At 51.0% G+C, this 21,884-nt stretch carries 24 protein-coding genes and 1 tRNA gene; 10 read left to right on the top strand and 15 right to left on the bottom strand.

Going from position 1 to position 21,884, the window contains the following annotated elements; genetic code table 11:
- Positions 1-122: 122 nt before the first annotated feature.
- Positions 123-1,475 (top strand): hypothetical protein, encoded by a 1,353-nt coding sequence (locus tag VGS11_08370; protein HEV2120100.1) that lies wholly within the window; start codon positions 123-125, stop codon positions 1,473-1,475.
- Positions 1,472-2,413: a Gfo/Idh/MocA family oxidoreductase gene (locus VGS11_08375; protein HEV2120101.1), complete on the top strand. Its 942-nt coding sequence runs from the start codon at positions 1,472-1,474 to the stop codon at positions 2,411-2,413. Before VGS11_08370 ends, VGS11_08375 begins: the two co-directional genes overlap by 4 nt.
- A gap of 25 nt (positions 2,414-2,438) precedes the next feature.
- Here VGS11_08375 and VGS11_08380 read toward each other — a convergent pair whose 3' ends face one another.
- The 4 genes from VGS11_08380 to VGS11_08395 are packed head-to-tail and all read right to left on the bottom strand — an operon-like array spanning position 2,439 to position 5,815.
- Entirely contained in the window at positions 2,439-3,365 is a 927-nt protein-coding gene (locus VGS11_08380; protein ID HEV2120102.1) for a ketopantoate reductase family protein, read from the bottom strand.
- A 13-nt stretch (positions 3,366-3,378) separates the two neighbouring features.
- The gene (gene panB / locus VGS11_08385; GenBank protein ID HEV2120103.1) at positions 3,379-4,239 is read right to left on the bottom strand and encodes a 3-methyl-2-oxobutanoate hydroxymethyltransferase; all 861 of its coding nucleotides are present in this window, start codon (positions 4,237-4,239) and stop codon (positions 3,379-3,381) included.
- Positions 4,240-4,241: 2 nt separating this feature from the next.
- Positions 4,242-4,994: a phosphopantothenate/pantothenate synthetase gene (locus tag VGS11_08390; GenBank protein ID HEV2120104.1), complete on the bottom strand. Its 753-nt coding sequence runs from the start codon at positions 4,992-4,994 to the stop codon at positions 4,242-4,244.
- On the bottom strand, positions 4,991-5,815 hold the full coding sequence (locus VGS11_08395) for a hypothetical protein (protein HEV2120105.1): 825 nt from the start codon (positions 5,813-5,815) through the stop codon (positions 4,991-4,993). The genes VGS11_08390 and VGS11_08395 overlap by 4 nt, the downstream gene beginning before the upstream one ends.
- A gap of 220 nt (positions 5,816-6,035) precedes the next feature.
- Between VGS11_08395 and VGS11_08400 the strand changes: the two genes are divergently transcribed.
- Positions 6,036-7,070, top strand: a complete 1,035-nt coding sequence (locus VGS11_08400; GenBank protein ID HEV2120106.1) for an NDP-sugar synthase — start codon at positions 6,036-6,038, stop codon at positions 7,068-7,070.
- 26 nt (positions 7,071-7,096) lie between these two features.
- A complete protein-coding gene (gene glmM / locus VGS11_08405) occupies positions 7,097-8,452 on the top strand; it encodes a phosphoglucosamine mutase (protein ID HEV2120107.1) in 1,356 nt (451 codons plus the stop codon).
- Between the two features lie 327 nt (positions 8,453-8,779).
- Here the strand turns inward: glmM and VGS11_08410 are convergent, their stop codons facing one another.
- The 3 genes from VGS11_08410 to VGS11_08420 all read right to left on the bottom strand — a co-directional run bounded on the left by VGS11_08410 (position 8,780) and on the right by VGS11_08420 (position 10,476).
- Positions 8,780-9,577 (bottom strand): hypothetical protein, encoded by a 798-nt coding sequence (locus VGS11_08410; protein ID HEV2120108.1) that lies wholly within the window; start codon positions 9,575-9,577, stop codon positions 8,780-8,782.
- 34 nt (positions 9,578-9,611) lie between these two features.
- Positions 9,612-9,875 carry a hypothetical protein gene (locus VGS11_08415; protein ID HEV2120109.1) on the bottom strand — a complete coding sequence of 88 codons (264 nt, stop codon included), beginning with the start codon at positions 9,873-9,875 and terminating at the stop codon, positions 9,612-9,614.
- A gap of 127 nt (positions 9,876-10,002) precedes the next feature.
- Complete coding sequence (locus VGS11_08420) at positions 10,003-10,476, bottom strand: hypothetical protein (protein HEV2120110.1); 474 nt, start codon at positions 10,474-10,476, stop codon at positions 10,003-10,005.
- 85 nt (positions 10,477-10,561) lie between these two features.
- Here VGS11_08420 and VGS11_08425 point away from each other — a divergent pair, with 85 nt between their 5' ends.
- The 4 genes from VGS11_08425 to VGS11_08440 are packed head-to-tail and all read left to right on the top strand — an operon-like array spanning position 10,562 to position 13,804.
- A complete protein-coding gene (locus tag VGS11_08425) occupies positions 10,562-10,927 on the top strand; it encodes a hypothetical protein (GenBank protein HEV2120111.1) in 366 nt (121 codons plus the stop codon).
- 49 nt (positions 10,928-10,976) lie between these two features.
- Positions 10,977-11,684: a nucleotidyltransferase family protein gene (locus VGS11_08430; GenBank protein HEV2120112.1), complete on the top strand. Its 708-nt coding sequence runs from the start codon at positions 10,977-10,979 to the stop codon at positions 11,682-11,684.
- Positions 11,681-12,640, top strand: coding sequence for a GDP-mannose 4,6-dehydratase (locus VGS11_08435; GenBank protein HEV2120113.1), 960 nt, complete (start codon positions 11,681-11,683; stop codon positions 12,638-12,640). Before VGS11_08430 ends, VGS11_08435 begins: the two co-directional genes overlap by 4 nt.
- Positions 12,641-12,682: 42 nt before the next feature.
- Positions 12,683-13,804 carry a glycosyltransferase family 4 protein gene (locus tag VGS11_08440; GenBank protein HEV2120114.1) on the top strand — a complete coding sequence of 374 codons (1,122 nt, stop codon included), beginning with the start codon at positions 12,683-12,685 and terminating at the stop codon, positions 13,802-13,804.
- 206 nt (positions 13,805-14,010) lie between these two features.
- Here the strand turns inward: VGS11_08440 and VGS11_08445 are convergent, their stop codons facing one another.
- On the bottom strand, positions 14,011-14,319 hold the full coding sequence (locus VGS11_08445) for a translation initiation factor (GenBank protein ID HEV2120115.1): 309 nt from the start codon (positions 14,317-14,319) through the stop codon (positions 14,011-14,013).
- Between the two features lie 421 nt (positions 14,320-14,740).
- Between VGS11_08445 and VGS11_08450 the strand changes: the two genes are divergently transcribed.
- Positions 14,741-14,989 (top strand): hypothetical protein, encoded by a 249-nt coding sequence (locus tag VGS11_08450; protein HEV2120116.1) that lies wholly within the window; start codon positions 14,741-14,743, stop codon positions 14,987-14,989.
- A 9-nt stretch (positions 14,990-14,998) separates the two neighbouring features.
- Here the strand turns inward: VGS11_08450 and VGS11_08455 are convergent, their stop codons facing one another.
- Positions 14,999-15,931 (bottom strand): transcription initiation factor IIB, encoded by a 933-nt coding sequence (locus tag VGS11_08455; GenBank protein ID HEV2120117.1) that lies wholly within the window; start codon positions 15,929-15,931, stop codon positions 14,999-15,001.
- Positions 15,932-16,497: 566 nt separating this feature from the next.
- On the opposite strand from VGS11_08455, the gene VGS11_08460 reads away from it, so the two are divergent.
- Positions 16,498-16,638: transfer RNA gene (locus tag VGS11_08460), tRNA-OTHER, on the top strand.
- Between the two features lie 623 nt (positions 16,639-17,261).
- On the opposite strand, the gene VGS11_08465 is transcribed toward VGS11_08460, so the two are convergent.
- The 6 genes from VGS11_08465 to VGS11_08490 all read right to left on the bottom strand — a co-directional run bounded on the left by VGS11_08465 (position 17,262) and on the right by VGS11_08490 (position 21,773).
- Positions 17,262-17,834, bottom strand: coding sequence for a rhomboid family intramembrane serine protease (locus tag VGS11_08465; protein HEV2120118.1), 573 nt, complete (start codon positions 17,832-17,834; stop codon positions 17,262-17,264).
- A 114-nt stretch (positions 17,835-17,948) separates the two neighbouring features.
- On the bottom strand, positions 17,949-18,443 hold the full coding sequence (locus tag VGS11_08470) for a hypothetical protein (protein ID HEV2120119.1): 495 nt from the start codon (positions 18,441-18,443) through the stop codon (positions 17,949-17,951).
- 744 nt (positions 18,444-19,187) lie between these two features.
- Positions 19,188-19,571 (bottom strand): hypothetical protein, encoded by a 384-nt coding sequence (locus VGS11_08475; GenBank protein HEV2120120.1) that lies wholly within the window; start codon positions 19,569-19,571, stop codon positions 19,188-19,190.
- Positions 19,572-19,823: 252 nt separating this feature from the next.
- The gene (locus tag VGS11_08480; protein HEV2120121.1) at positions 19,824-20,477 is read right to left on the bottom strand and encodes a tyrosine-type recombinase/integrase; all 654 of its coding nucleotides are present in this window, start codon (positions 20,475-20,477) and stop codon (positions 19,824-19,826) included.
- Entirely contained in the window at positions 20,423-20,725 is a 303-nt protein-coding gene (locus VGS11_08485; protein ID HEV2120122.1) for an HNH endonuclease signature motif containing protein, read from the bottom strand. The genes VGS11_08480 and VGS11_08485 overlap by 55 nt, the downstream gene beginning before the upstream one ends.
- 766 nt (positions 20,726-21,491) lie before the next feature.
- On the bottom strand, positions 21,492-21,773 hold the full coding sequence (locus VGS11_08490; protein HEV2120123.1) for a hypothetical protein: 282 nt from the start codon (positions 21,771-21,773) through the stop codon (positions 21,492-21,494).
- Between the last annotated feature and the right edge of the window lie 111 nt (positions 21,774-21,884).

The following is a 21,884-nucleotide window of genomic DNA, read 5'->3' on the forward strand; positions in this document are numbered from 1 at the left end:
AGGGCCGGCACCATTCGTGTTAACTGGCTATTGGCGGCATCTCGTAAGGGTAGCAACTTCTCCTCGTCTGCCCTGCAATATTGTAACGGATGCGTAACAATTGGTTAACCCACCAAACGTGTATGAGCGCTTCTCCGCAAGATTATGGGTGGTTTCGAACGAGCAACCAATTTTCCGAATGCAAGATTGCGATCATCGGAAACCAACCAGAAGCGCTCATTCTTTCAACCTTGTTTGCGGAAGCAGGGCGACCTAACTGCCTAGTAGGGCACTTTGACGAAGCCAAAACCAGGAGGACAGAACCAGGCGGGCTGAGCGAAGCAAGATGGCTGCTTGGAGTTCACCGGAAAACAGGAACTACAACCCTATTCTCAACCGTCGAGGAACTCTCCGCGAATCCACCGTCGATAGTTGTCCTAACCGGCCACGCCGTGAGTCAAAAGGAGCTCAGCGAGCTTGAGAGAACCACTCGCGCCCTCTGCAAGTTTCTCGCTCACGGGGCAAGCCTGACCTTCACGGGGTTATGCCGACCAAACTTCACTGGCACAACCCTTCGCGAAACGATCGAAAAGCACAGCGGCCACACTGTGGGCAGAGATGTTCAGCTAAGCTACGTACCACTCTTTTGGAGCGGCGAGACCCTTCAGAAATTTCGAGAGAAGCCAAAACTCGTCGCAGGAATCGGGACAAGCGCACCTTCGCTAGCTCAGGAGATTTTTCTCTCAATCTTCCCTTCGATCAGCACGAGTGCTATGCTCAGCGCCGCCGAGGCGGCCGGCCTATTTGGGCCAATATACCGAGATGTCCTGAGAGCCTTGGAATTCGAACTAGCAAGCCTCTGCGAAACTGATGACGTGGATTATTCCGAGGCTCTAGATCTTAGCAGGCAATCTGGAACCGACAACTTAGGGATTCCCAATACCTTCGTGGTTAGAGATACAATTGCGAGCAACATCGTGATCAGTAGCACGAGTGGACGAGGAAGCCTGAGCGTGGTCCGAGCGGCTCGACGAATCAATGACGCAGGCGAACAAAAAGTTCTAGACTTGGTCAAGAATGCTTTGGCCCTTTGCGGAAAACGCTTCCGCCACTCTAGAATCGCCATATTGGGTTTCAGTGGGCTCGAGTCTCCGCGAGATCCGAAGCCCAGTCCGCCACAAATCATTCAAACCCTTGAACGAAGAGGCGCGATTCTTTCGGTGTATCCTGGCAGGGACAACAGGTGGTTCGAAGCCGGAGTCCTAAGCGACGGCGTTAGGGTGGAGAACACTCCATTGAGAGCTGCTTCGAAGACGAGCTGCGCGCTGGTAGCGCTAGAGAGGTCGGATTTCGGAGAAGTAAGTCCGCAGAAACTGGCCTCTGAAATGAGCCGTCCAGGGGCGATATGTGATCTGTCACGGGTTCTGGAAGCTTCAAATGTAGAGAGAGCAGGCCTCTTCTATACTTCTATTGGAAGAGGCAGCTCGGGGACATGAAACGTGTCGGCGCTGGCGTTATAGGAACCGGATTCTGGGGAGAGAATCAGGTCCGAGTCCTCCGCCAAAATCCAAAGTGCAATCTTGTTGGAATCTGCGACGCTAATCGCGAGCGAGCACGACAGGTTGGCTCGAAATACTCGGTTCCATGGTATACCGACACACAGGAGTTTCTGCGCATTTCCGAAATAGAAGCCGTGACTGTCGCAACACCTACACATACTCACTTTCAAGTCGGGACGAGAGTTCTCGAGGCCGGAAAGAACCTCTTGGTCGAGAAACCAATGACAGGTAACCAGGAACAAGCTCGCAAGCTCGTCCGCACGAGTTCAAAAGCCGGGTTGAAGCTTATGGTCGGATTTATTGAACGGTTCAACCCGGGAGTTCGATTTGTCAAGGAGCTACTGACCCAGAAGGCTGCAGGACAGGTCATTATCGCCACTGGCAGGCGTGTCGCTCGTTGGCCAATCAGGATAGGAGACGTTGGAGTAATCAAAGATACGGCAATACATGACATTGACATCATACGGTTTCTGCTAGAAGACAATGTCTCAGTAGTCTACGCTCAGACCGGATCCTTGAAGCACTCTTTTGAGGACTACGCAGAGATCATGCTACGGTTCAGCCGAGGCGTCACGGGATTCCTGGACGCGAACTGGTTAACACCTCGCAAAGTTCGCACCCTGATAATTACGGGGAGCGAGGCTACAATAAATTTGGACTACATAACTCAAGAGATTACGGTTGAAAATTCAAAAATGATGACCAAACCGTACATTCGATATGATGAGCCGTTGCGTTTGGAACTTGAATACTTCATGAAGGTCGTGAGGGATGATCTTGACCCCATCCCATCTGGGGAAGATGCCATTGAAGCCATTCGTGTATGTGACACGGCCTTGAAATCTGGCAAGACGAGAACCGCATGTAAGAACTGACACTCTGTTCGTTCCCGTAACCCGTTTAGTTGTTCGACATTGGCGTACTAGACGATTCTTCCATACCCAACACCAGTTCTGTTAAGATCTCGTTTACGGGCGTCTTAATTCGCGCTCTTCTTCCACGGGAAACTATTGCGCCATTTAGTTGTCTAATTTCCGTAGTCCTGCCTCTTTCTATGTCTTGGAGCATTGAAGACTTGTTGGGTTTAGTTGACAACAAGATCTTCCGCCATAGTTTTCTAGGATCTCCGACAAGTCGAACGCGTGCGGCATGGCTAACCAAGATCCCTTCGTCTATTGCGCGTTGGGCGATCCCGTGGATCACCCGGTTCTTGGCCAGCGCACCATTGGGTAGCCTGGTCAAACTTGAAAGCGGGTTTATTGCTGCATTGACGATGGCTTTCGTCCACAGCACTCCGCGGATGTTGGAACTGGTTCTTGTCCTAAATCCGGCTCCGTCGAACGCCATCTTGATGCGCAAGCTGGAATCTGTTCTTCCTGTGGGTCCAACAAGCGTCAGCCCTCTCCCCGTATGCGTCACGTATCCTGGGCCTGATGAGAGTGCTCCTTCCGTGGTGGATGCTGCGAGAACTTCGTTTTTGAACGAGGATTGTAGGGTCTCAACATTGCCGAGGCCGTTTTGAAGACTCAAGATGTTGGTCTCAGGAGGCACGATTCCGCGATAACTCGTGGCTACTACTCTGGTGTCGTAGGCTTTCACCGCAATAATCAGAACGTCTGTTCCGAGTAGCTTTGTTGGACCCTTTCGAACGGATACGCGAACCTCGGTGAGGGTTCGGTCTAGGTCTTGGAGCCTAATACCATTCCTCTTGATGGCTCGGACTACAACTGGGTCGTGATGTACTAGTGTGACATCGTGCCCCGCCATTCTCAATCTTGCGCCGAAGAGACAACCAATGGCTCCTGCGCCGACAATGCCGAAGTGCAAGTTTTCAGGACTTCTAGCTTGAGTCGAGCTTGTTCCGTTCTGAGTCTTCCATTTTGAAGACGTGTTTCTCTCCGGGAAAGTTTCCTTGACGGACCTCTGATGCGTATTCCCCCATGGCTTTTTTTATCGTTGAGGCAACATCTGCGTATTGCTTTGCGAATTTTGGCACAAATCTAGGGTAGAGTCCGAGAATGTCGTGCAAGACGAGTACTTGGCCATCGCAGTATCTCCCCGAGCCAATACCAATGGTCGGGATTGAAACGGTTTGCGTGATGACTTTTGCCACTTCTTCGGTGACCAGTTCAAGAACAATCCCGAACACTCCCGCTTCTTCCAATGACTTGGCATCCTCAACGAGTCCTTTTCCAGATTGAGCGCTCTTTCCCTGAATTCTATACCCTCCATGGAGAGTTGCGGTTTGCGGCGTGAGCCCGATGTGTCCGAGCACAGGTATGCCCGCGTTCGAAACTGCCTTCGAAATATGTGCCATTTCCCTTCCTCCTTCGATTTTGACTGCCTCCATTCTTCCTTCCTTGATGAAACGTCCCGCGTTTCTTATCGCATCCTCTTCAGAGATTTGAAAGCTAAGGAACGGCATATCGCCGATTAACAGTGAATGACTCGCACCTCTCTTGACTGCTTGGCATACTGGAAGAAGTTCTTCGACCGTTACGGGAATAGTTGTGTCGTAGCCTAGAACGACCATCCCGTAGGAGTCTCCGACGAGGATCGAGTCAACTCCGACATCATCTGCGATAATTGATGTGGGGTAATCATATGACGTCACCATTACGATCCGCTGACCCTGAGTCTTCATTTTCAAAAAGTCGGCTACCGTTACTTTCTTTCTCTCTGTGTTAGAATTTCCCTTCATGCCTAGGCCCATCCTTGCATGTAGTGGATAAGATCCTTCATTGCTCTCGCAAGATTCTCCTCATTGTCGAATTTTGATGACATTTTGTTTAGTCTGGACTTCGAAAGAGGTTTCATTCTCAGCGTGATGCGAAGCAATTCCGGAATAGCTCGGATGATATTGTCGACAATAGTGACTGAGGCGGCCCGCGAAGTTCGCGACATTGGATTGAGGTCTATCGCTATCACTGCTTTGCCAGCCTTTCTAAGTGCTTCAGCTCGGTCGCCGTCTTCCAGCGGGATCAATACAACATCAGCGTCACCTATTCCCGCGGCATCGACGCTGCGTCTTGCGCTGGCCACTCCTCGGATCCGAATTCTGGGTCTGGCGTTCACCCCAAGCACTTGCTTCGCGCCATTGCGCCTGAGCAAGGAATCGATTCTTCGTTCTCGGACGAGGCTTCTGTGAAACAGATTTACTTCCAGCCCGGCAGGGACTAGATTCGCAAGTTTGACGATATCTCGTGGTACGAGAGCGGCAGTGTTGCCGTTGATGGATATCACCGGGTTTCTTGCGCTCAGTAGAAACGCAGCGGCGGCCTCGGTCGACAGCCGAGAGGATTTTGGCGTGATCTCACCAAACAGATAATCGAAGGCCTCTCCACGGCCGTGGGCGATCAAACCCTGCGTTGCCACGATTCCGTTTTGAAATCCTCGGACAAGTTGCTCTCTAGTCTGAAGGGATCTAAACCGGGGGTGGTTGGGTGATATTTTCAAAACATTACAGCTCCGCGTCCTGAGATTTTGCTAACTACCGGAGTAAGACCTGTTGATTTGATAGCCGCCTTGGCTTTAGGGACGAGGTCGAAACGAACTACGGTGAACAGCGACTCCCCAATCATCATCATACTCGACATCATCTGTCCCCGCTGCATCCGTGCAATGGCTACGCGTAGTCGCGGGGAGAATAATCCGAGGCAATCTGCGAACCTTCGCGATAATCTGATGAAAGTCTTGGTCTCAGGGCTCTCAGATTGCAGAGCGATCAATCCACTTCCACATCGATTGATTCGCCTCTTCAAAGAGGCGTTGGTCAAGACATCTGCGGTTGATATCGGTCCGAATGCACCCGAAACAACTCTTAGTGAAGACGACGGAATGACTTTCTTGACTTTTGCGATTCCGGGGGCCCCCGGACGGGTCCGTATCACCAGTCCTCCGTAGAACGCAGAGGTAACGGTTCCTAGGCCAGTCTTGCATTTCACCTCTGCCTTGTGAGCAATCTGCGCAGCCTCAACATTACTAAGATGGGATCCCAGAGCCTGGTTGAGAGCTAGGGACAGGCTTAGTGCTCCGGCACCACTAGTCCCGTAGCCGCAACCCATTGGAAGAATCCCTTTGTGAGAGACATTCACTGTCAACGTCTCCGATGTTCTTTCTAGGTGTTCTTGAACAACCGCTCTCGAAACCACTGGGTGGGCGAGTGGTTTTCCGTTAAATGAGATAATGAGTTTGGTTCGCGAAGCGGGGCTGAGCCTTACTGAAGTCGTCACTCCTTGTTGAAGATTCACTCCAGCCCCGGTCGATCCGATCTTCAATGGATCGCTGGGAGTGTCGTGTATGCGAAAGAAACCGGTGATCTGGCACGGGGAAAATGACGACGCCATCTTAACTGTCAGTATTCAACCTCCAGATAATCACGTGCTCCGTTCTCTTGGACATCGGTAGTTCCAAACTATTCTGTGTCCGGCTCTAAAGACAATATAGGGGAGCTCCCGGATCGAAATTCAGGGGTCCCGGAGGATAAAGTTGAGAGGGTTGATACTCGCAGGAGGTTTCGCAACAAGGTTGCGGCCTCTCAGCTGCTCTAAGCCGAAGTTGTTATTTCCGATTGTTGGTGTGCCGCTCGTTGAGTTGATGGCTCGCTGGCTCAGCTCCGGTGGAGTCGACCAAATCATCCTTGCAGTCAATCATCTTTCAGAGAGGTTGAAGGTCGAAGTAGCGCACAGTATAGGAGGCGCGACAGTCACTTTTTCTGCGGAGGAATCTCCGCTAGGAACTGCTGGTCCGATTTTGCTTGCAGCCAACAGGTTGGGCGTGGATGACCCCTTCTTCGTAATAAACGGCGATATAGTAAGCGATATCGACATTAGAGGTATGCTGGCACTTCATCAAGAGAAAAATGCCGACGCAACAATTGCGTTGGTCTCTGTTCGTGATTCCTCTCCATATGGCTCAGTTCTAGCCGATTCCAACGGAGTGGTCAGGAAGTTCGAGGAAAAATCCGAAGCTACTTCAGGTACTACTCGGGTAAACGCGGGAGTGTACGTTCTAAGTCCAAGCTTGATAGGCTCGATTCCAGCCGGCCGAGCCTTCAGCTTGGAGAGAGACGTTTTTCCCAAGCTGGCAGAGAAAGGCCGGTTACGGGCGTGGATCCATGATGGATTCTGGTACGACATTGGTAGAGTTTCGGAATATGTGCGGGCTAACAGAGAGCTCTTGGAGAAGCAAGAGTCTACCGCGAGTAAGCTTGGAGGGGACATGGAGAAGCGGAGAAATGTTGTGCCACCTGCATATTTGGGATCGAATGTACACTTAGGAGCGGGCGCAAGAGTGGGACCGCTAACGATCCTTAGTGACAGAGTGAGTCTAGGGGATCAAGCTGTCGTTCGGAACTCGATAGTGTTTGAAGAAACCGTGATTGGTCAGAAGACGATCGTAGAAGACGCCGTCATCGGTGAGAAAGTGGTAATCGGGAAGGGGTCGAGAGTAGGCAGTGGGTCAATAATTGCAGGACAGCTAAATGTCCCAGCGGGATCAGAGGTGCCTCCTAATTCGATTGTTCTATGTTAGGAGGTAGGATATGGAGGATTAGCAGGATGGCGAGGGCACAAAGGCTTTTTGGAACAAATGGAATTAGGGGACTCGCTGGAAAAGAGATAGACTCGGCCCAGGCTTTTCGCGTCGGCTCGGCCTTAGGAGCACTGTTTCCTAAACAGAGAGTATTAGTCGGCAGAGATGGTCGAATTTCGAGTTTAACACTGCTCGAAGGAGTTGCGGCGGGTCTGCTATCCCAAGGGAACGATGTGGAGGATCGGGGTTTGATAACTACTCCCACCTTGGAGTTCATGGTAAAGCATACCTCCTCCTCGGCAGGAGTGATTGTAACGGCGAGTCACAACCCACCGGAGTACAATGGATTCAAGATAGTCGATTCTGACGGGATTGAGATTCCCCGTTTGAAAGAAGAGAAGATGGAAGCGCTGATTCATCGGGACACCTGGCGGACGAGCCAACGTCCGGGGAAGCGGGTTTTCAGAGAGGACCGGATAGAATCCTACTTTGAGGAGCTTGAGAGCCAAGTCATTGCAAGAGATAGAATCAAGAATCTGAAGATCGTCATCGATACTGGCAATGGAGTCGCGGCCCTCACCACCCCGAGGTTGCTTAGGAATCTTGGCGCAAGCGTGATTTGTATTAACGATGTGATTGATGGCGATTTCCCCGGTCGGAATTCGGAACCGCGTCCCGAAAGTCTTGGTTCTCTCTCGAAGATTGTAAGAGAAGAACAGGCCGATTTGGGAATCGCTCACGATGGGGATGGCGACAGGGCAATCTTTGTCGACGAGACCGGTATCGTTCAACCCGGCGATCGCACCCTCGCGCTCATTGAGAACGAGTTGTTAAAGAGCAATCCTGGGGCAATAATTGTAACGCCCATCAACACTTCGATGATGGTATCGGAGATCGCTAAGAAAGGAAAGGGCAAACTGATTCTTACTAAAGTAGGCAGCATCGAAGTCTCGAGAACCGTCGTAAGAGTAGGTGCCTTGCTTGGGGGTGAAGAGAACGGAGGAATCTTCTACGCTCCTCATCATCCCGTCAGAGACGGAACAATGGCTGCAATCCTAGTTGTAAACGCAATTTCCAAGAATCAGAGACCCTTTTCCAAGCTCCTGGATGAGCTTCCCAAGTTCTACATGGTTAAGGAGAAAATACCTTGCAGGGAAGGCGCAAAAGATCGCGCAATCAGCTCTTTCAAGGCCAAACTGCGGGGGAGGATATCCAGTAGCCTTGACGGCATTCGGGTGGACATCGAGGGACGAGGATGGGTTCTGGTCAGGGCCAGCGGCACGGAGCCTTTGCTGAGGCTTTACGCTGAAGGGAAAACGGAAAACACTTTACAAGAAATACTGAACGAGTTTCGACCTCTGGTCATGAAAGCGGTAAAGTGAAGGAAACTCGCCCGGAATAAGCCCTGATCTTGAATCTGGGAAGCGCCGCTAGACATTCCGGAAATTCGTTCGGAATTGTCAGCTTCTCTCTATTCTCATCTGGACATAGAATTGCCCCCTGAATAGCCAGAATCGCCCAAGATCAACGCCAGACAAGAAACGGTTTCCAGAAAATAGGGGGTCTTAGCGACCGAGTCCCGCGTCGCATGAGTGGATCTCTCAGCCTTCTGTGAAAGCAACCTTAAGGATTCCAGTCAGTTCGCTCGAACTCGAGTTAGCGAGGCCGTGCACGAGTGTGCATCGACAGGGATCGAGTCAGATTCTTTCCTAGATTGGGCTTGCGTCCGACCAGCGTTTGTCAAACGCGTCGGTGAAGACCCGGATCATCCCGTTGTTCTTGGTGAAGTGAGGCCTGAAGAATTTTGGCCGTCTGCCATCTTTCTCGTTTGAGGCCCATATGAGGAAGACAAGCTCTTTGTCATCGGACAATGTGCCTCTGACGGGATACCAGTCTTCCCTAGGTTGTCGGACTTCCATTCCTAACCCCTTTGCTTCTCGAGCTCGTGAGACAGCCTCAGAGTCCTTTGCGGTCATGAGGAGCCGAAATCTTACTCCTCTCTCTATCGCTCGGTAGATTTCCTCTTTGACTTTGCCGAACCAGCTAAACGTCTCGGCCGAGATGAAGATTTTTTTCGATGAGTTCGCGATCACCTTGACTGTCCGAACTTCCATTTCTTCAAGTGTCGGCAATGGTTCGAGAAGGTCCTCGGGCTTGACGCCAAGCCTCAGCTCCCAGTACTGTGGCTCCAACAGCGACAATAATCGCGCACTCTTCGCGTTAAGCGCGTCAAGATCCCTGGACATCTCCGTCCTTTTTATATCCTGAATTCTCGCCACGAACTGCTTGGGTTCGGACGCTTCCAGTTTGTTGCTACTGACACGAACTATTCCCTTCTCAACAAGCTCCTTCACAGCTCGTTCAGCGTCTCGCGAGGAAAAGCTCGAATGAGCCAGTATCTGCTCAATAGTTTCTCCTGACGGCTTTTCCAGGAGAGAGAAATAGATTGAGCATCCTTCCCTTGAAAGGCCAAGCTCTTCCATGAGTTTCTGGGCTTCTTCGTTCAACCAGGGCGACGCCCTTGCCTTAGAGTCGACCCTCTCAGGTAGAGGTGGGCAGAGGAAAGCCTCTACAGTCCACCTTTCCCTTTACTCGCCGAATGAAGTTGGGACATGCAAAGCATTGAGCGAAAGAGACAGTCTTCGAGAGCACTGGACAGTCTACCGCTTCCTTCTTCATTCTAGCCAACTGTTTCCCCCCTACCACTCCCTTGAGACCCTGAATGTACTGTTTTGGAGTCGAAGTGCTTTTTTCGGGAACGGTGACTTCCACGACATATTTCGTTTGAGGAAGGTCTTCGCTCATCTGCTTCCAATCGCCCGCCCGTCCGGAGTGCTAATTATCCCTTTGTTACTAGAGAGCCTCTAAGAGCCCATGCTGTAGCCTAGATTTGAAGCAAGGAGTCAACATATGGTCGTAGGAACCAATCGCCCTAATCCTTTGATCTATTTTTTGGCAGACCTATAGAGGAGCCCTCGATCAACGCACTCGCCTTTTCCAGTACTGCCTGGAATTCCATTTGCTCTTCTGACGTAATTGAGCGCTGTTGCTCCATCATTTTTGCAAGCCCTTTCGCAGTAAGCATCATCAACGGAAGGAAGACCTCGCGCTCCTTCCCCGGTATCGCCTTGTAGACGTAGGGATTTGATTCGGTAAGTACCGAAGCCTCCGCGGAGTAAGCTCCCGTACGTTTGATGTGGTACAGCCCGGCGTAAATGCTTACCGGACCTATGATAAGCAAGGCGATAATTCCGAAAATGTACAAATGAGGAAAGTAGTCGTGGATCTGCGGCACATCCTTCAATGCGAGCTCGTATATGACAATCATGGTGCTCACAAAGCCGAGCGGAAACGCCACGTACGTTCCATATCCTATTCGGAAGTAGTACCAGCTGCGAAAGATCAATCTCATGAGATTCATTGTCTCTTCAACTTGGATTGCGCCTAACGTTTATATGAAATATCGGTTGGCGGGCAATTCGCGAAGGCTATTGGAGAAACGGCTTCTTATACTTCCCTTAGCATGGGCCGTTTTCGGTATCGGAGAAGTCTTCGGCCTCCGATTCTTGCTTGGACCAATCGTAAATATCGTTCCTACTGTACCCAATGACAAGCCAATTGGCGGTTCCATCTTTCCCGTCCTATTCTTCAATGTCGCGGCCGTCCTCGGGGTCTTAGCTGTGAGCCTCTATTCCCTCGGAATCTGGAACATAGATTGGTCAAAGAGAAAAGACAAGGCTGACTTGGGCGCGCTGATAGTGTTAGTAACCGGAGGTCTCCTGCTGTGGTATGTGCCTCTCGCCTTCTTCGTTGTAATTGCATCAATCGTCTATTTGCTCGCAATTAACATCGAGTAGCTCCATTCGCCCACCAAAGAATGGTCCAATCACGAAGCGGCCAGGCTAGATGAAACCCCCCAAGACCGCTGTAATCCTATCCGGAGGCGAAGGACTTAGACTTAGGCCGATCACTCACGATATCCCAAAAGGACTCGTCAAAGTAGGAGGAAAACCCCTCCTCGAATGGGTTGTCGAATGGCTCCAGGAAAGCGGTGTGACCGATCTTGTAATAGGTGTCGCCTATCTGAAGGAGAAAATAATTCGCTACTTCGGATCAGGAAAAAGGTTCGGAGTAAGTATCCGATACAGCACCCATAGCGTAGAAGGTGGAACGAGCGAGGGTTTCCGCCTTGCCATTTCGCGATTTGTCGACGCTCCTTCATTTTTTGCGCTCAACGGGGATCAAATAACGGATCTCAGACTAGGCACAATATACAAGAATCATCTGGAGGGTCGGCCTTTGGCCTCGGTGGCGGTTGTCCACCCTCGGCTTCCCTTCGGTCTCGTCGAGGTTGATCGTAACGGCTACTGCAAGGGATTCGTCGAGAAGCCAGTCTTAGATCAAGTATTCTGCTCGATGGGAGTATACGTTTTCGACCGGAAAGTACTGAAATACCTCCCTATGAGGGGCGATGTTGAACGAACCACGTTTCCGAAACTCGCACAAATGAAGCAGCTAAAAGCGTTCAGACATCCGGGCTCTTTCATCACGGTTAACTCGTTGAGGGAACTAGAGGAAGCTGATGAAGAATTGAAGAGGCGATCGACAAGATGAACGTTCTAATCACAGGGATTACCGGTTTCATCGGCTCAAGACTCGCGTCTCGCCTGGTTGAGGATGGGTACAATGTTCATGGGCTAGTCAGACATACATCTGAACGAGAATTAGGTAGAATCAGGAAGGTGGTCTCCCAAGTCCACCTCATCGAGGGGGACCTTGGAACATTTCACTCCATATTATCTGCAGTGGACGCGTCGGAGCCGGAAATAATCTTCCATCTGGGAGCTCTAACCCCGGTCAGACTCTCTTTCGACGATCCGTACCCTTACATCGCCACAAACTTTGAGGGAACGGTAAATCTGGTCCACGCAATTCTTGCGGAGGCGCCGAACGCTCGACTGATCGCAGCGTCGACCGCAGAGGTGTATGGCTGGCAAGAAGGTGACAGGCCTATCGGGGAAAGTGCGTTATTGAACCCAGCTTCTCCTTACGCTGTCACGAAATCGGCGGCAGACCAATACGTTCAGATGGCCAATCGTGTATATCATCTGAAGGGAACCGTGCTGCGTCCTATCAATAGCTATGGAAGGACCGGTGAAGTAGGGTTCTACACAGAATACCTCGTCTCCAAGATGTTGGCTGGAGAAACTTGCTATGTTGGAGCTCCTGACTCTGTCCGAGACTACATGTTTGCGGAAGACCATGTAAGCGCTTACGTCCTATCTGCTAGGTCGCCAAAGGCCATAGGCCAAGTCTACAATGTATCTCCTGGCAACCCTGTCACTAACTCTGAGTTGGCCAAGATTCTGACGACTATGATAGGGTTCAAGGGGAAAATTGTTTTTGGATCTTATCCCCCCGGCTACCCTCAACGACCCAAATCGCAGGACCCGCAATACTTGGTCCTAGACAACTCGAAGATTTCCAAGGAACTCAATTGGAAACCATCCTACAGTCTACGAGAGGGATTGAACCAGACCGTAGAGATGTGGAAGTCTAGAGACAGTTAACCGTACATCGGTTCAGTCTTCCCGACTCAAGGATGCTAATCCATGAAGATACTGCTCGTTCACCCTCGATTGAGCGTTAAGGGCGGGGGAGAGAGAGTTGCCATCCACTCGATCATAGCCGCGACCAAGGCTGGCCATGAAGTTCACCTTCTTGCAGAGGAGTTCGATGAAACCAGTTTTGAGGATTTCTATGGTTACTCCGGGGTCTTCAATGATATCAAACGTTTGTATTATCCCGCATTCAGGTCGGTTTCAGGCCAGCGTGGTCTTCTCTATCCGAGATTGATCTACAATTGGTTTCAGATTAGGAGACTATCGTCGATCGACAGTTTCGATCTTGTTTTGAGCACACAGGACATCGCAAATGTGCCTTCTACCCCCAGGCCCGTGGCGCAGTATTGTTATTTTACAGAAAGCTTCTCACACTTGGCGGTCAATCCATCCTCTCCCATCTGGCAATTATACTACAAGCCAGCGAGCGAATACTACCGCAAGCACGTAGGCCGCGTTGGGACCTTACTCAGCGTGTCGGACTACACGAAAGGATTCGTCAAAGAGAAGTGGGGACGCGATTCCACTACTCTATACCCACCTTGTCCGATTCAAGATTATTCCGAATACGGGGGCCGACGGGGTCGAGAGAACTTGGTAGTGACTGTTGGTCGACTTGTTCCAGAAAAAGGATTTGACTTGTTTGTTGATCTAGCGCGACTCCTCCCTGAAACGAGGTTTCTCGCGATAGCCAGTCTCCCAGAAAAGAGATCGACGTACTATGAGCAGTTGCGCCAGGGAGCACCTGACAATGTGTCCTTCGTTCTCTCCCCTTTGAGGAAGGTTAGAGATATTCTTGGTCGGGCGATGGCCTATGTTCATTGCGCCAAAGGCGAGCATTTCGGAATAACAATCGTCGAGGCTATGGCTGCCGGATGCGTCCCGGTCGTTCATGATAGTGGAGGGCCGAGGGAGATAGTGACTGCGGATGTTGGTTTCCGCTGGCGCGACCTGCCCACAGCCGTGGGCCAGATTTCCGCACTGACGAATGATGACCGTCTCCGGCAGAGGCTTTCGACAGCCTCATCCGCAAGGGCAAAGAGGTTCCGTCCAGAGGTGTTCGAATCAGAAATGATTGAACTCTTCCGACGTTTTCCGTCTCGAGCATCCTAGGGTTCGGCTTCTCTCTCTTCTTCCAAAGCAATGAATCCTTCATAACCGCAGCTCTTGCAAACGTACCTTACCGGCAAGATCCATCCCTCGAGCGGTCCTCGAGACCTTTCCACTGACCAACCACAATGAGGACATGTTCGTAGTCCTATGGGACCTCGTCGCAATGAGCTAAGGATTTCTTTTACACTGGACAGGCTCTAAGCGACCTAGTGGAGTTCTATACTTGCTTCTGGAAACCCGTATCCAACTAAGACTTTTTTCACCTTGTCGCGATGATCTCCTTGAAGAATGATGGCGTTGTTCTTGGACGTTCCGCCGCAAGCACAATATGTCTTTAGTTTCGTTGCGAGATCTGGAAGGTCAACGCTCTTTCCGTCTATTCCCTCAACTATAGTGGCGGGTTTGCCCCACTTGCGCATCTCCATTCGCACTTTTACCGTCTGCTGCTCCATGCTGATGGTGCCGCAAACGCAGAGATCTTTTGGAAGGCCGCAGGTAGAACAGACGTCGGCCATTCTAGAAGCCCAGTTCTCCCTTGTAATCGTCCACGACATGCTGGTGGTTGGTTTGCGTATTTAAGCGTGCCTTCAGTAGCCCGGGGCTACACACCTAGGTAGAGGAAGAAGAGGAACCAGAAGAGCCAAGCCAGTCCAAGAGCGAGGATCACAGTGGTCTTTTCCGTCATGGTTCTGTAGTGTTCAGCGCTTTCTGCGGTAAAATTCCGATTGTTACCCGGGTAAAGATGGGTTCAGGGGTTGGCGTATTCGGGGTTTACGGAGATTGAGTTCTGGAGCCATTTGCTGCTTGGGTTCTCTCTGGATTGCTGTGGGTGTCTACTGCTTTCTAGGGGACCTGTTGAGGGTTTGTCGGGTCTAGGGGCTATCGATAAATAGGTATAGCCAACATATACGGTTGGGCGATCTAGAAGGTTCTCTATTGAGTGAGCGGATAACCGTCTCGATTGAGCTTGAGTTCTTTAACAAATACCTGTTCAATGCGTTGAAGAGGAGTCTTTACAACGCTAACCCGAAGCGAAAACTGGATATCATTTATTACTATTCTAGGGATCCGAGGGTGAAGTTCTCTATATCAATGACCGGGTATAGTACTGCCAAGCCGAGTCCGGCGCCTCAGTGGAGTACTGTGTTCAACAATATTCAGAGTATGCGCCAGTATCTTCGCTAGTTCACCGTTTCAGGCGGTTAGGCCGAGTGCGTCCTTGAGGCCTTTGTACCTGTTTCGGACGGTGACCTCTGTGACATTGGCGATTTCTGCGATCTCTTTCTGGGTCTTTTTCTCGCCCTGGAGGACGCAGGCGACATAGAGGGCTGCAGCAGCCAGGCCCATCGGGTCTTTGCCGGCTACGACGCCCTTTTTTCTGGCGTCTTTCAATACTTGAATTGCTGATTGCTGAGTTTGTATCGTGATTTCTGCTCTGCTTGCGATCTTGGAGATGCAGCGGATAGGATCTTCGACCGGCATGGCCATCTCTAGCTCTCTGAGCAGGAGGCGATAGCAGCGTGCGACGTCTTTTTTCTTGATCCGGCTTGCGGAGGCAACTTCTTTGAGCGTTCTCGGGGTCTCGCTGGATCTGCATGCCGCGTACAATGACGCGGCGGCTATTGCTGCGATTGAACGGCCTCTCACTAGCCCACTGTCGAGCGCTTTTCTGTACACGACTGCGGAGTCTTCTTTGACGTTTGCTGGGACGTGCAGTCTGTCTGTTAGACGGTCCAGTTCGGCCATTGCCTGGGCTAGGTTGCGATCGGATGATGAGTGTACTCGAGTTCGGATCTGCCATTTGCGGAGCCGGAGCATCTCCATTCTCGTCTCGAAGGGCAGTTGTCTGCCGAAAGCGTCTCTGTTGACTCGATCGATGACAGTTGAGAGTCCCTTGTCGTGGATGGAGAATGAAGTGGGTATTCCGACACGTCCCCTCTCATCTTTCTCTTCCTTGGTGAACGCTCGCCATTCGGGTCCTCTGCTCATCAAGTTCTGCGATAGGACTAGGCCGCAGTCTTGGCAGATCGTTTCGCCTTGGTCGAAGTCTTCTATGAGATTGAGGCTTCCGCACTCAGGACAGACGTGAACTTTTGGTGCGTGTGTGCTCGGGGATGGTGTGCTCATGGTTTTTTCCCTGGGTTTCCGCGGACCGTGGGTGTCCCCGCCTGGTGGACCGGTCTCGGAGGGGGCTTTAGAAGAGTCCAAGCTCGGAAAGCGAAAGCGACGCGCTCGATTTTGCATATAAGTGTTTCGACAAGTATATAGGCTAGGTCGGGTTCCGGCCGCTTCGGTCTCCCTGTTCCTTTCAGGCATCCTGCTGGACGGAGGATGCGGTCTTGTGTCTCGAGACCCACTCGCTAGTACCCCCCTTTTTGTCGAGAGGATTTCCTGTCCGGCAGGGATAATGGGCGAGATCGGTGATTCAGAGCGTGATCCACGGTTAGATGGAAAGACGTTTGCGGGAGTTATCTCATCAATTCCCGAACGATCCTAACGCGGGATCTAGGGGTCGTTCTTGATTCAAGATTGGGGGTTATTTTGGGCGATTCGCCTGCTAATCCCCCTAGGATTCTGCGTTGCCGCGGGTTCTACGGCAGATGACATGAACAGGCTTGTTGTTTCGTCGGATTTGAGATCGTGGGGTCGACGAAACCTATTATGACTGGTCGAGGGGCAACCGAGAACTTCGTAGCCCGGTGGTGTAGTGGTCTAGCATAGCATGGGCGTTTCGGGCCAGAACACGGAAGCGTCCCTAGTCGGCTCTGGATCCCCTCAAACAGAGGGGTTGGAGCAACCTGCTGACGGGAGTTCGAATCTCCCCCGGGCTACCATACCCGATGTCGAATATCCCTCGGTCCAGTAAGAGTGTTCAAGACGAAACTCCCGAGACATCCGCTAGGGAAACCGCAATGTGGTGGGACCGCCCGGATTCATTATCACATGTGGACGCCCTTTTCAGGCCCAAGAAAGAGTCTCAAGTCGCACGCAATCACGTAACCAAGCCGCGATCGTTAGAAGAAGCAGTTCCACCCCTGTCACGCAAGTTAACGCTCGACGATGACACTAAACGAGAGCCGCCGGCAATTGCTTGTTAGGGTAAAACCGCTGCAAACTAATGGAGAGAAAACATATAGTGCCAAGAATTGGATTTCCTCCTACATTCCGCTTTCATAGATGATACCAAGAGGTCGAGATGTGGGAACAACGCGAAAATTGGTTAGTTCTCGGTCGTGGTCTGGAGATCGTTTGAGACTCGAACTTAGGACCAATATGTTCCTAGGTACGAAGGAGATGGGGGAACGAATCTTGCGTTCCATCGTAGAAATCGAAACGTATTTGTTCCGGGAGTGTGTGTCGGAGGTCAGACAACTAAAGGCAAGAAGGTCAGGTTCGATCCAAATGATCTCTCACATCCAATAGAGTCCCGGGTCAAAGTTCCCTACCTCTGTCAACGCTAGAAGTTCTTGAGGTCCGAGTTCCAGAATCGTCGAAGAAGAAGCCCGGTGATAAGACCTCCGATGTGTGCGAAGAAGCCCCCGCCTGCAAAGATATCCAAGCCAGCGATGAATATGATCAGAATGACGCCTCTAAGCCCTGTTGCAGCTCCCATTATTCCGTAGACTGCGCCCGATGCTCCCACGCCACAACTCAAAGAGGACGGGTTAGGGAAGTTGGTTAGAAGAAAGCCTGCGAGATCAGACCCGACGAAGGTGAGGCTTCCGGCAACACCGGTGAGGAAAAAAGTTGTTATCCAACGAGTCTTCGTAACTTGTTCCTCAAGTATGGAGCCAAAGAGCAACAGGAATAGGATGTTGCTCGCGATGTGAATCACACTTGCATGAAGAAAGATCGAAGTCACCAATGTCCAAGGATAGAAAGGTAAGGGACCGTCGCACTGGACAAGAACCTGGAGCAGCCTTGAATTTGGGAGAATGGAGATAGGGCTGACGAAGTCTCCTACCAAGAATCCAATCGCCACATAAACGCAAATGAGTGTGAGGGAAAAGACAACAGTTGGAGAGGTCAAGTATGGATTGGATTTTTCCGTCCCGCTTGTACGAGAATCGTTTGACACAAGTCAAGCCCGTTTTTCGCCGTCTTATAACCTCCAACGAAGGGCGTCCCTCAAACCTGGCAGGGCCTAGGCGGAGACAAACTGAACGCCTGAGCTTCGCCTTCTGTGTCGAATCCAAAGAGCAATCGCTACAGCGCCTAATGCGATAGTCCCGAGTTGGGCCTGGTTGGCGAAGATCGATTGGACTCCAGATTTCTGAACGATTCCGGTCAATGATGCAATATCAAACGACTTGGCGACTGAACGGTATAACCATACTACCGTCAGTCCGCAGAGAAGCATAAGGATGAAGGCGAGATGTGCGAAGCTTCTGTTCCTTTCAATACTCGGCGTAGTCACCGGTTCAGGATTGAACCCCTGAAAACGGTTCAACTCCTCCGTCTCGGCAATCTCCTCTAGTCTGACCGCATCCTTTTCTCCAAGCCTCTTCCTCAGTTCTGCTTGTCTGGTCAAACTCTCAAGAATATCATCAGTCGTCACCCTTTCCTTCTTCTCTTTCTTTGTTGGACCGGAAAAGGTGAACCTTTGACGTGCCCGAGGGGATCTAGAGTCCGAACCCAACTTCACTCCCCATGTTGCTATTGGGCCGATCGCGGATATGAGGATAGGAGTACTCGTCGCTGTCAGACCGAGGACTGGGCGACTTCGAACCGTGCGTCCCACGACCCTATGGTGCGATTTTCCTCTCTCCAGAAAATCGAAGGAATTGCTCACTGCAGCCCAAAGTTTATCCTTAAAATCCGGAACCCAAAATGCCCACGACTTGCACCAGTCAGCTCATCCCTACAAACTCGTGGCTCTCGGAGGAACATTCGACGTCTTACACGCTGGCCACCGTCAATTGCTTTCTGAAGCTTTCAGGCTCGGAGACTTGGTCTTGATCGGAGTTACGAGCGACCGATTTGTTGCGAGGCTAGATAAGAAACACCAAGTTCGTTCGTTTTCAAGTCGAGTTCATGACCTGAACGTGTTTCTGAAAACTCGAGGGTGGTTGTCGCGGGCGAGGGTGACTGCTCTTCGTGAGCCTTACGGACCTGCTGCACGGCGAAGGAAGCTTCAGGCTCTGGTAGTCAGCAGGAAGACCCTTGCAAGTGGTCGAAGACTGAATGAACGCAGGAAGCAGAATGGTCTGCAGCCGGTGGACCTGCGAATCGTCAATTTGGTGACGGCTGCGGACGGGAAGCCAATCTCGACTACAAGAATTAGGAATGGAGAAATCGATCTGAACGGGCGAGTTTTGAAAAACTGCCGTTAGTTGCATCCGATTTATTGGATGTATCTCGATCGTCCAGTTTTTTGGATGACCTATTTCATCCTGGCTTCGTATCCACTTTCGGAGGAATAGACCTTCATCATTTGTTCTAGTTCTTGCATGAATCCTTCGCTCATGTGCCACTTGGAATCGCGCTTCTCTATGAAACCTGCTCCGACAAGTCCGTGAATCATATTGTAGAATTGTCCAACGCTCATTCCGCGTTTCGAGATCCAGTCCTTCCATGCTTGGATTGGTAGGCCGCCAGGTTCAGCTCTCTTGACTTCCCTCCAGAAGTTGTGGGCTTCGCCAGCGAGAAAGTCGCTCTTCCAGAATACCCGTCGGAAAAGGTCCTCTGGGGTGTTTGGTAGGTTTCCGGCTTTGAACAAGATTGTTGTCTTCTGTTTGGCTGGTCTTCGAACTGCTCTTCGGGGCACGCGGTTCACGTCCGACGGAACGACAATTTCACGTCTCGTTTAATCCTTATGGTCGATGAATAATCTGTAAGCCGGGAGAAAAAGATGGATTGTTGGTTGAGAGATTTCTAACGTAAATTGTTCAATGAATCGCGCCTTACTTGTCCTCCTACATCCTCGCGTAACCTCCGTGGGACAAGTTTCTAGATTCTTCGGCTTGAAGGGGTAGCGCCAACGAGTTCTTTCCGAATCACCGAGGATCTCTAACGTTGCCTAGGACTCGTCTAGGAGCTGCTTCTTCTCTTCGAGGGAGAGCTCTTCAACATACACGGCTGTTGCCCTCAAGTCTTTGTGCCCCATAAGGCTCTGAACTTTCCAAGGATCCCTACCGGTCTTTCTGGCCCAGTATGTCCCGAAATAGGCCCGCTGACGGTGATTATGCAGACGGTCCCAATCAGGAACACCAGCGAGTCTGGCATACTTTCGCAGGATGTTTGTTCCATGTTGCTCTGAAAGAGAGATAATCCTCTCGCCTTTCTGAGCTTTTAGGGCTAGTTTCTGAGCAAGCCGGAGCCACTTTTTCCCAGGATAGTCTGGCTCTATCTTTCCCCCCTTGAAGTGAATCATTATTGTTTCTTCGCCGACGTCCTCTTTCTGTATTCCTGGAAGCTCCACGAAGCACACGACCTTCTCACCGGTCCTCTTCCTGATGTAGGTCACCTTGTTATGGCAGCCCACGATGCTTCCGATACGCCATCCTCGCTCCAACTGAAGCCCCAACAGAAGGTAATCTCGAGGAACCTCCTGGGCCAATTTCAATATCCGGTTCTTCTGAGCATCTGTTAACCGAGTCTCCCCTCGTCCGTCTCTGCTTACTCGCATGAGAGAATGCGCCTCTGATTCTTTCCCTTTCCCGTGTTTCCCCATTCTTTCCCATGTTCTTTGACGTGACAAGATGGGCAAACGAGCTTGAGGTTGTCGAGAGAGTTGTTGCCACGATTCCTGTCGATGTGATGTACAACCATATATGGATCCCAGCCTTCGGAAACCAGACCCGTCCTAGGACTGTAGCACGAGATCTTGCCGCATCTCTGACAGGTATTATTGTCTCTCTTCCAGACCAAGTCCCGAAGTCTGGGAGTTAGCCTCGACTCGTATGCTTCGAACAAGCTCATCGATTTTTCGCCTCTAGCCTCTTTACGGTAGCCGAAATAAGACTTACTAAAAGTGCAGTTTTAGCAAGTGTACGTGCGTATTAGTAGAGTTGGACAAATAGGATCTGCCGGCGTAATGGTAGAATTGCTTTCCGGAGCTTTCAGATCACCAAAACTTGATCTAGTTCCGAGCGAGCATCAAGACCCAAGCAGTAGAAGAGCTCCACGAGCGCGAGTTGAGTCATACGAAAGCACCCAAAACGCTGAATCGATCCCGGCGATGATTTCACGGAATAATGTTGAAAAGGCTTGGCGTACCGATCTCCGGCCAGCCATTGAACCAGTTCGAATTCTACGACATTGAGAGGCACGACCGGACACCATTGGGTGTCATCGCGAGATATGTGCCTGCGACTCCATTGGACAGGAGGCAAGCCATAGTGGAAACGGTGCTAGCCGAAGAGGGCATTCGTCTATGACAGCGAGCCGGGAGAGTCCAATTTTTTGGAGGGATGACAATCCTCCAAAATTTTGGAGGGCTGTAATAATCCGTGATTAGAATTAGGTCGTGTAGCGCGCCTCGGATTTTCTCTGCCCCCGGTGTTGCTTTGCTTGCATTTGTTCTGGCGGAAGGCCTATAGGGAGAAGTGGCGGAGGGATCCCCTAGGCTCTTCGATAAGAGAATCGCCTCAGCCATCGCAAGGCTCGATACCGCCTGAATTATCGCTAAGTGTGGGGGCTTGTTCTGTTTGCGCTCGTCTATTATCTTAGAGATCTCCCCTTTTTTTTAGCCCATCACTTGCGCCCGGCCTTTGACGCTGAGCTGTGCAATTGATGGACTGTAGTTGACCGTGAAAACAAAGGGAGCGTCAGCTGTGAGCTCGTTTTTCATCTCTAATCCGATGATATTGATGTTAACACCGATCTGGACTTGAGGCGGTAATTGCATGTCTTGGCCCCAGAAACGCTCACCAGTAAGATTTGTACCTTGCACGGTCACTCTTACCATTCGATTTGCAAAATAGGACGCGACGAGACCCCCTGAGGTATTATGGTTTCTGCCGGGCATCTCCGGTCCCAGATATCTGGAGAATGCTCTTCTGAGCCTTCTGAACGATCAACTTACGGCCATCAACTCGAATAGTGAGTAAGTCTCCTTCTTTGAATGGAAAGCTAGAGT

The organism is Candidatus Bathyarchaeia archaeon (genome assembly GCA_035935655.1).
Classification (GTDB): domain Archaea; phylum Thermoproteota; class Bathyarchaeia; order 40CM-2-53-6; family 40CM-2-53-6; genus 40CM-2-53-6.

Excerpts from the sequence above, each read along its gene's own strand:
- VGS11_08370 (HEV2120100.1), top strand. The coding sequence starts at position 123 with ATGAGCGCTTCTCCGCAAGATTATGGGTGGTTTCGAACGAGCAACCAA.
- VGS11_08375 (HEV2120101.1), top strand. The coding sequence starts at position 1,472 with ATGAAACGTGTCGGCGCTGGCGTTATAGGAACCGGATTCTGGGGAGAG.
- panB (HEV2120103.1), bottom strand. The coding sequence starts at position 4,239 with ATGAAGGGAAATTCTAACACAGAGAGAAAGAAAGTAACGGTAGCCGAC.
- glmM (HEV2120107.1), top strand. The coding sequence starts at position 7,097 with ATGGCGAGGGCACAAAGGCTTTTTGGAACAAATGGAATTAGGGGACTC.
- VGS11_08415 (HEV2120109.1), bottom strand. The coding sequence starts at position 9,875 with ATGAGCGAAGACCTTCCTCAAACGAAATATGTCGTGGAAGTCACCGTT.
- VGS11_08430 (HEV2120112.1), top strand. The coding sequence starts at position 10,977 with ATGAAACCCCCCAAGACCGCTGTAATCCTATCCGGAGGCGAAGGACTT.
- VGS11_08435 (HEV2120113.1), top strand. The coding sequence starts at position 11,681 with ATGAACGTTCTAATCACAGGGATTACCGGTTTCATCGGCTCAAGACTC.
- VGS11_08440 (HEV2120114.1), top strand. The coding sequence starts at position 12,683 with ATGAAGATACTGCTCGTTCACCCTCGATTGAGCGTTAAGGGCGGGGGA.
- VGS11_08445 (HEV2120115.1), bottom strand. The coding sequence starts at position 14,319 with ATGGCCGACGTCTGTTCTACCTGCGGCCTTCCAAAAGATCTCTGCGTT.
- VGS11_08455 (HEV2120117.1), bottom strand. The coding sequence starts at position 15,931 with ATGAGCACACCATCCCCGAGCACACACGCACCAAAAGTTCACGTCTGT.
- VGS11_08480 (HEV2120121.1), bottom strand. The coding sequence starts at position 20,477 with ATGGGGAAACACGGGAAAGGGAAAGAATCAGAGGCGCATTCTCTCATG.
- VGS11_08485 (HEV2120122.1), bottom strand. The coding sequence starts at position 20,725 with ATGAGCTTGTTCGAAGCATACGAGTCGAGGCTAACTCCCAGACTTCGG.
- VGS11_08490 (HEV2120123.1), bottom strand. The coding sequence starts at position 21,773 with ATGCCCGGCAGAAACCATAATACCTCAGGGGGTCTCGTCGCGTCCTAT.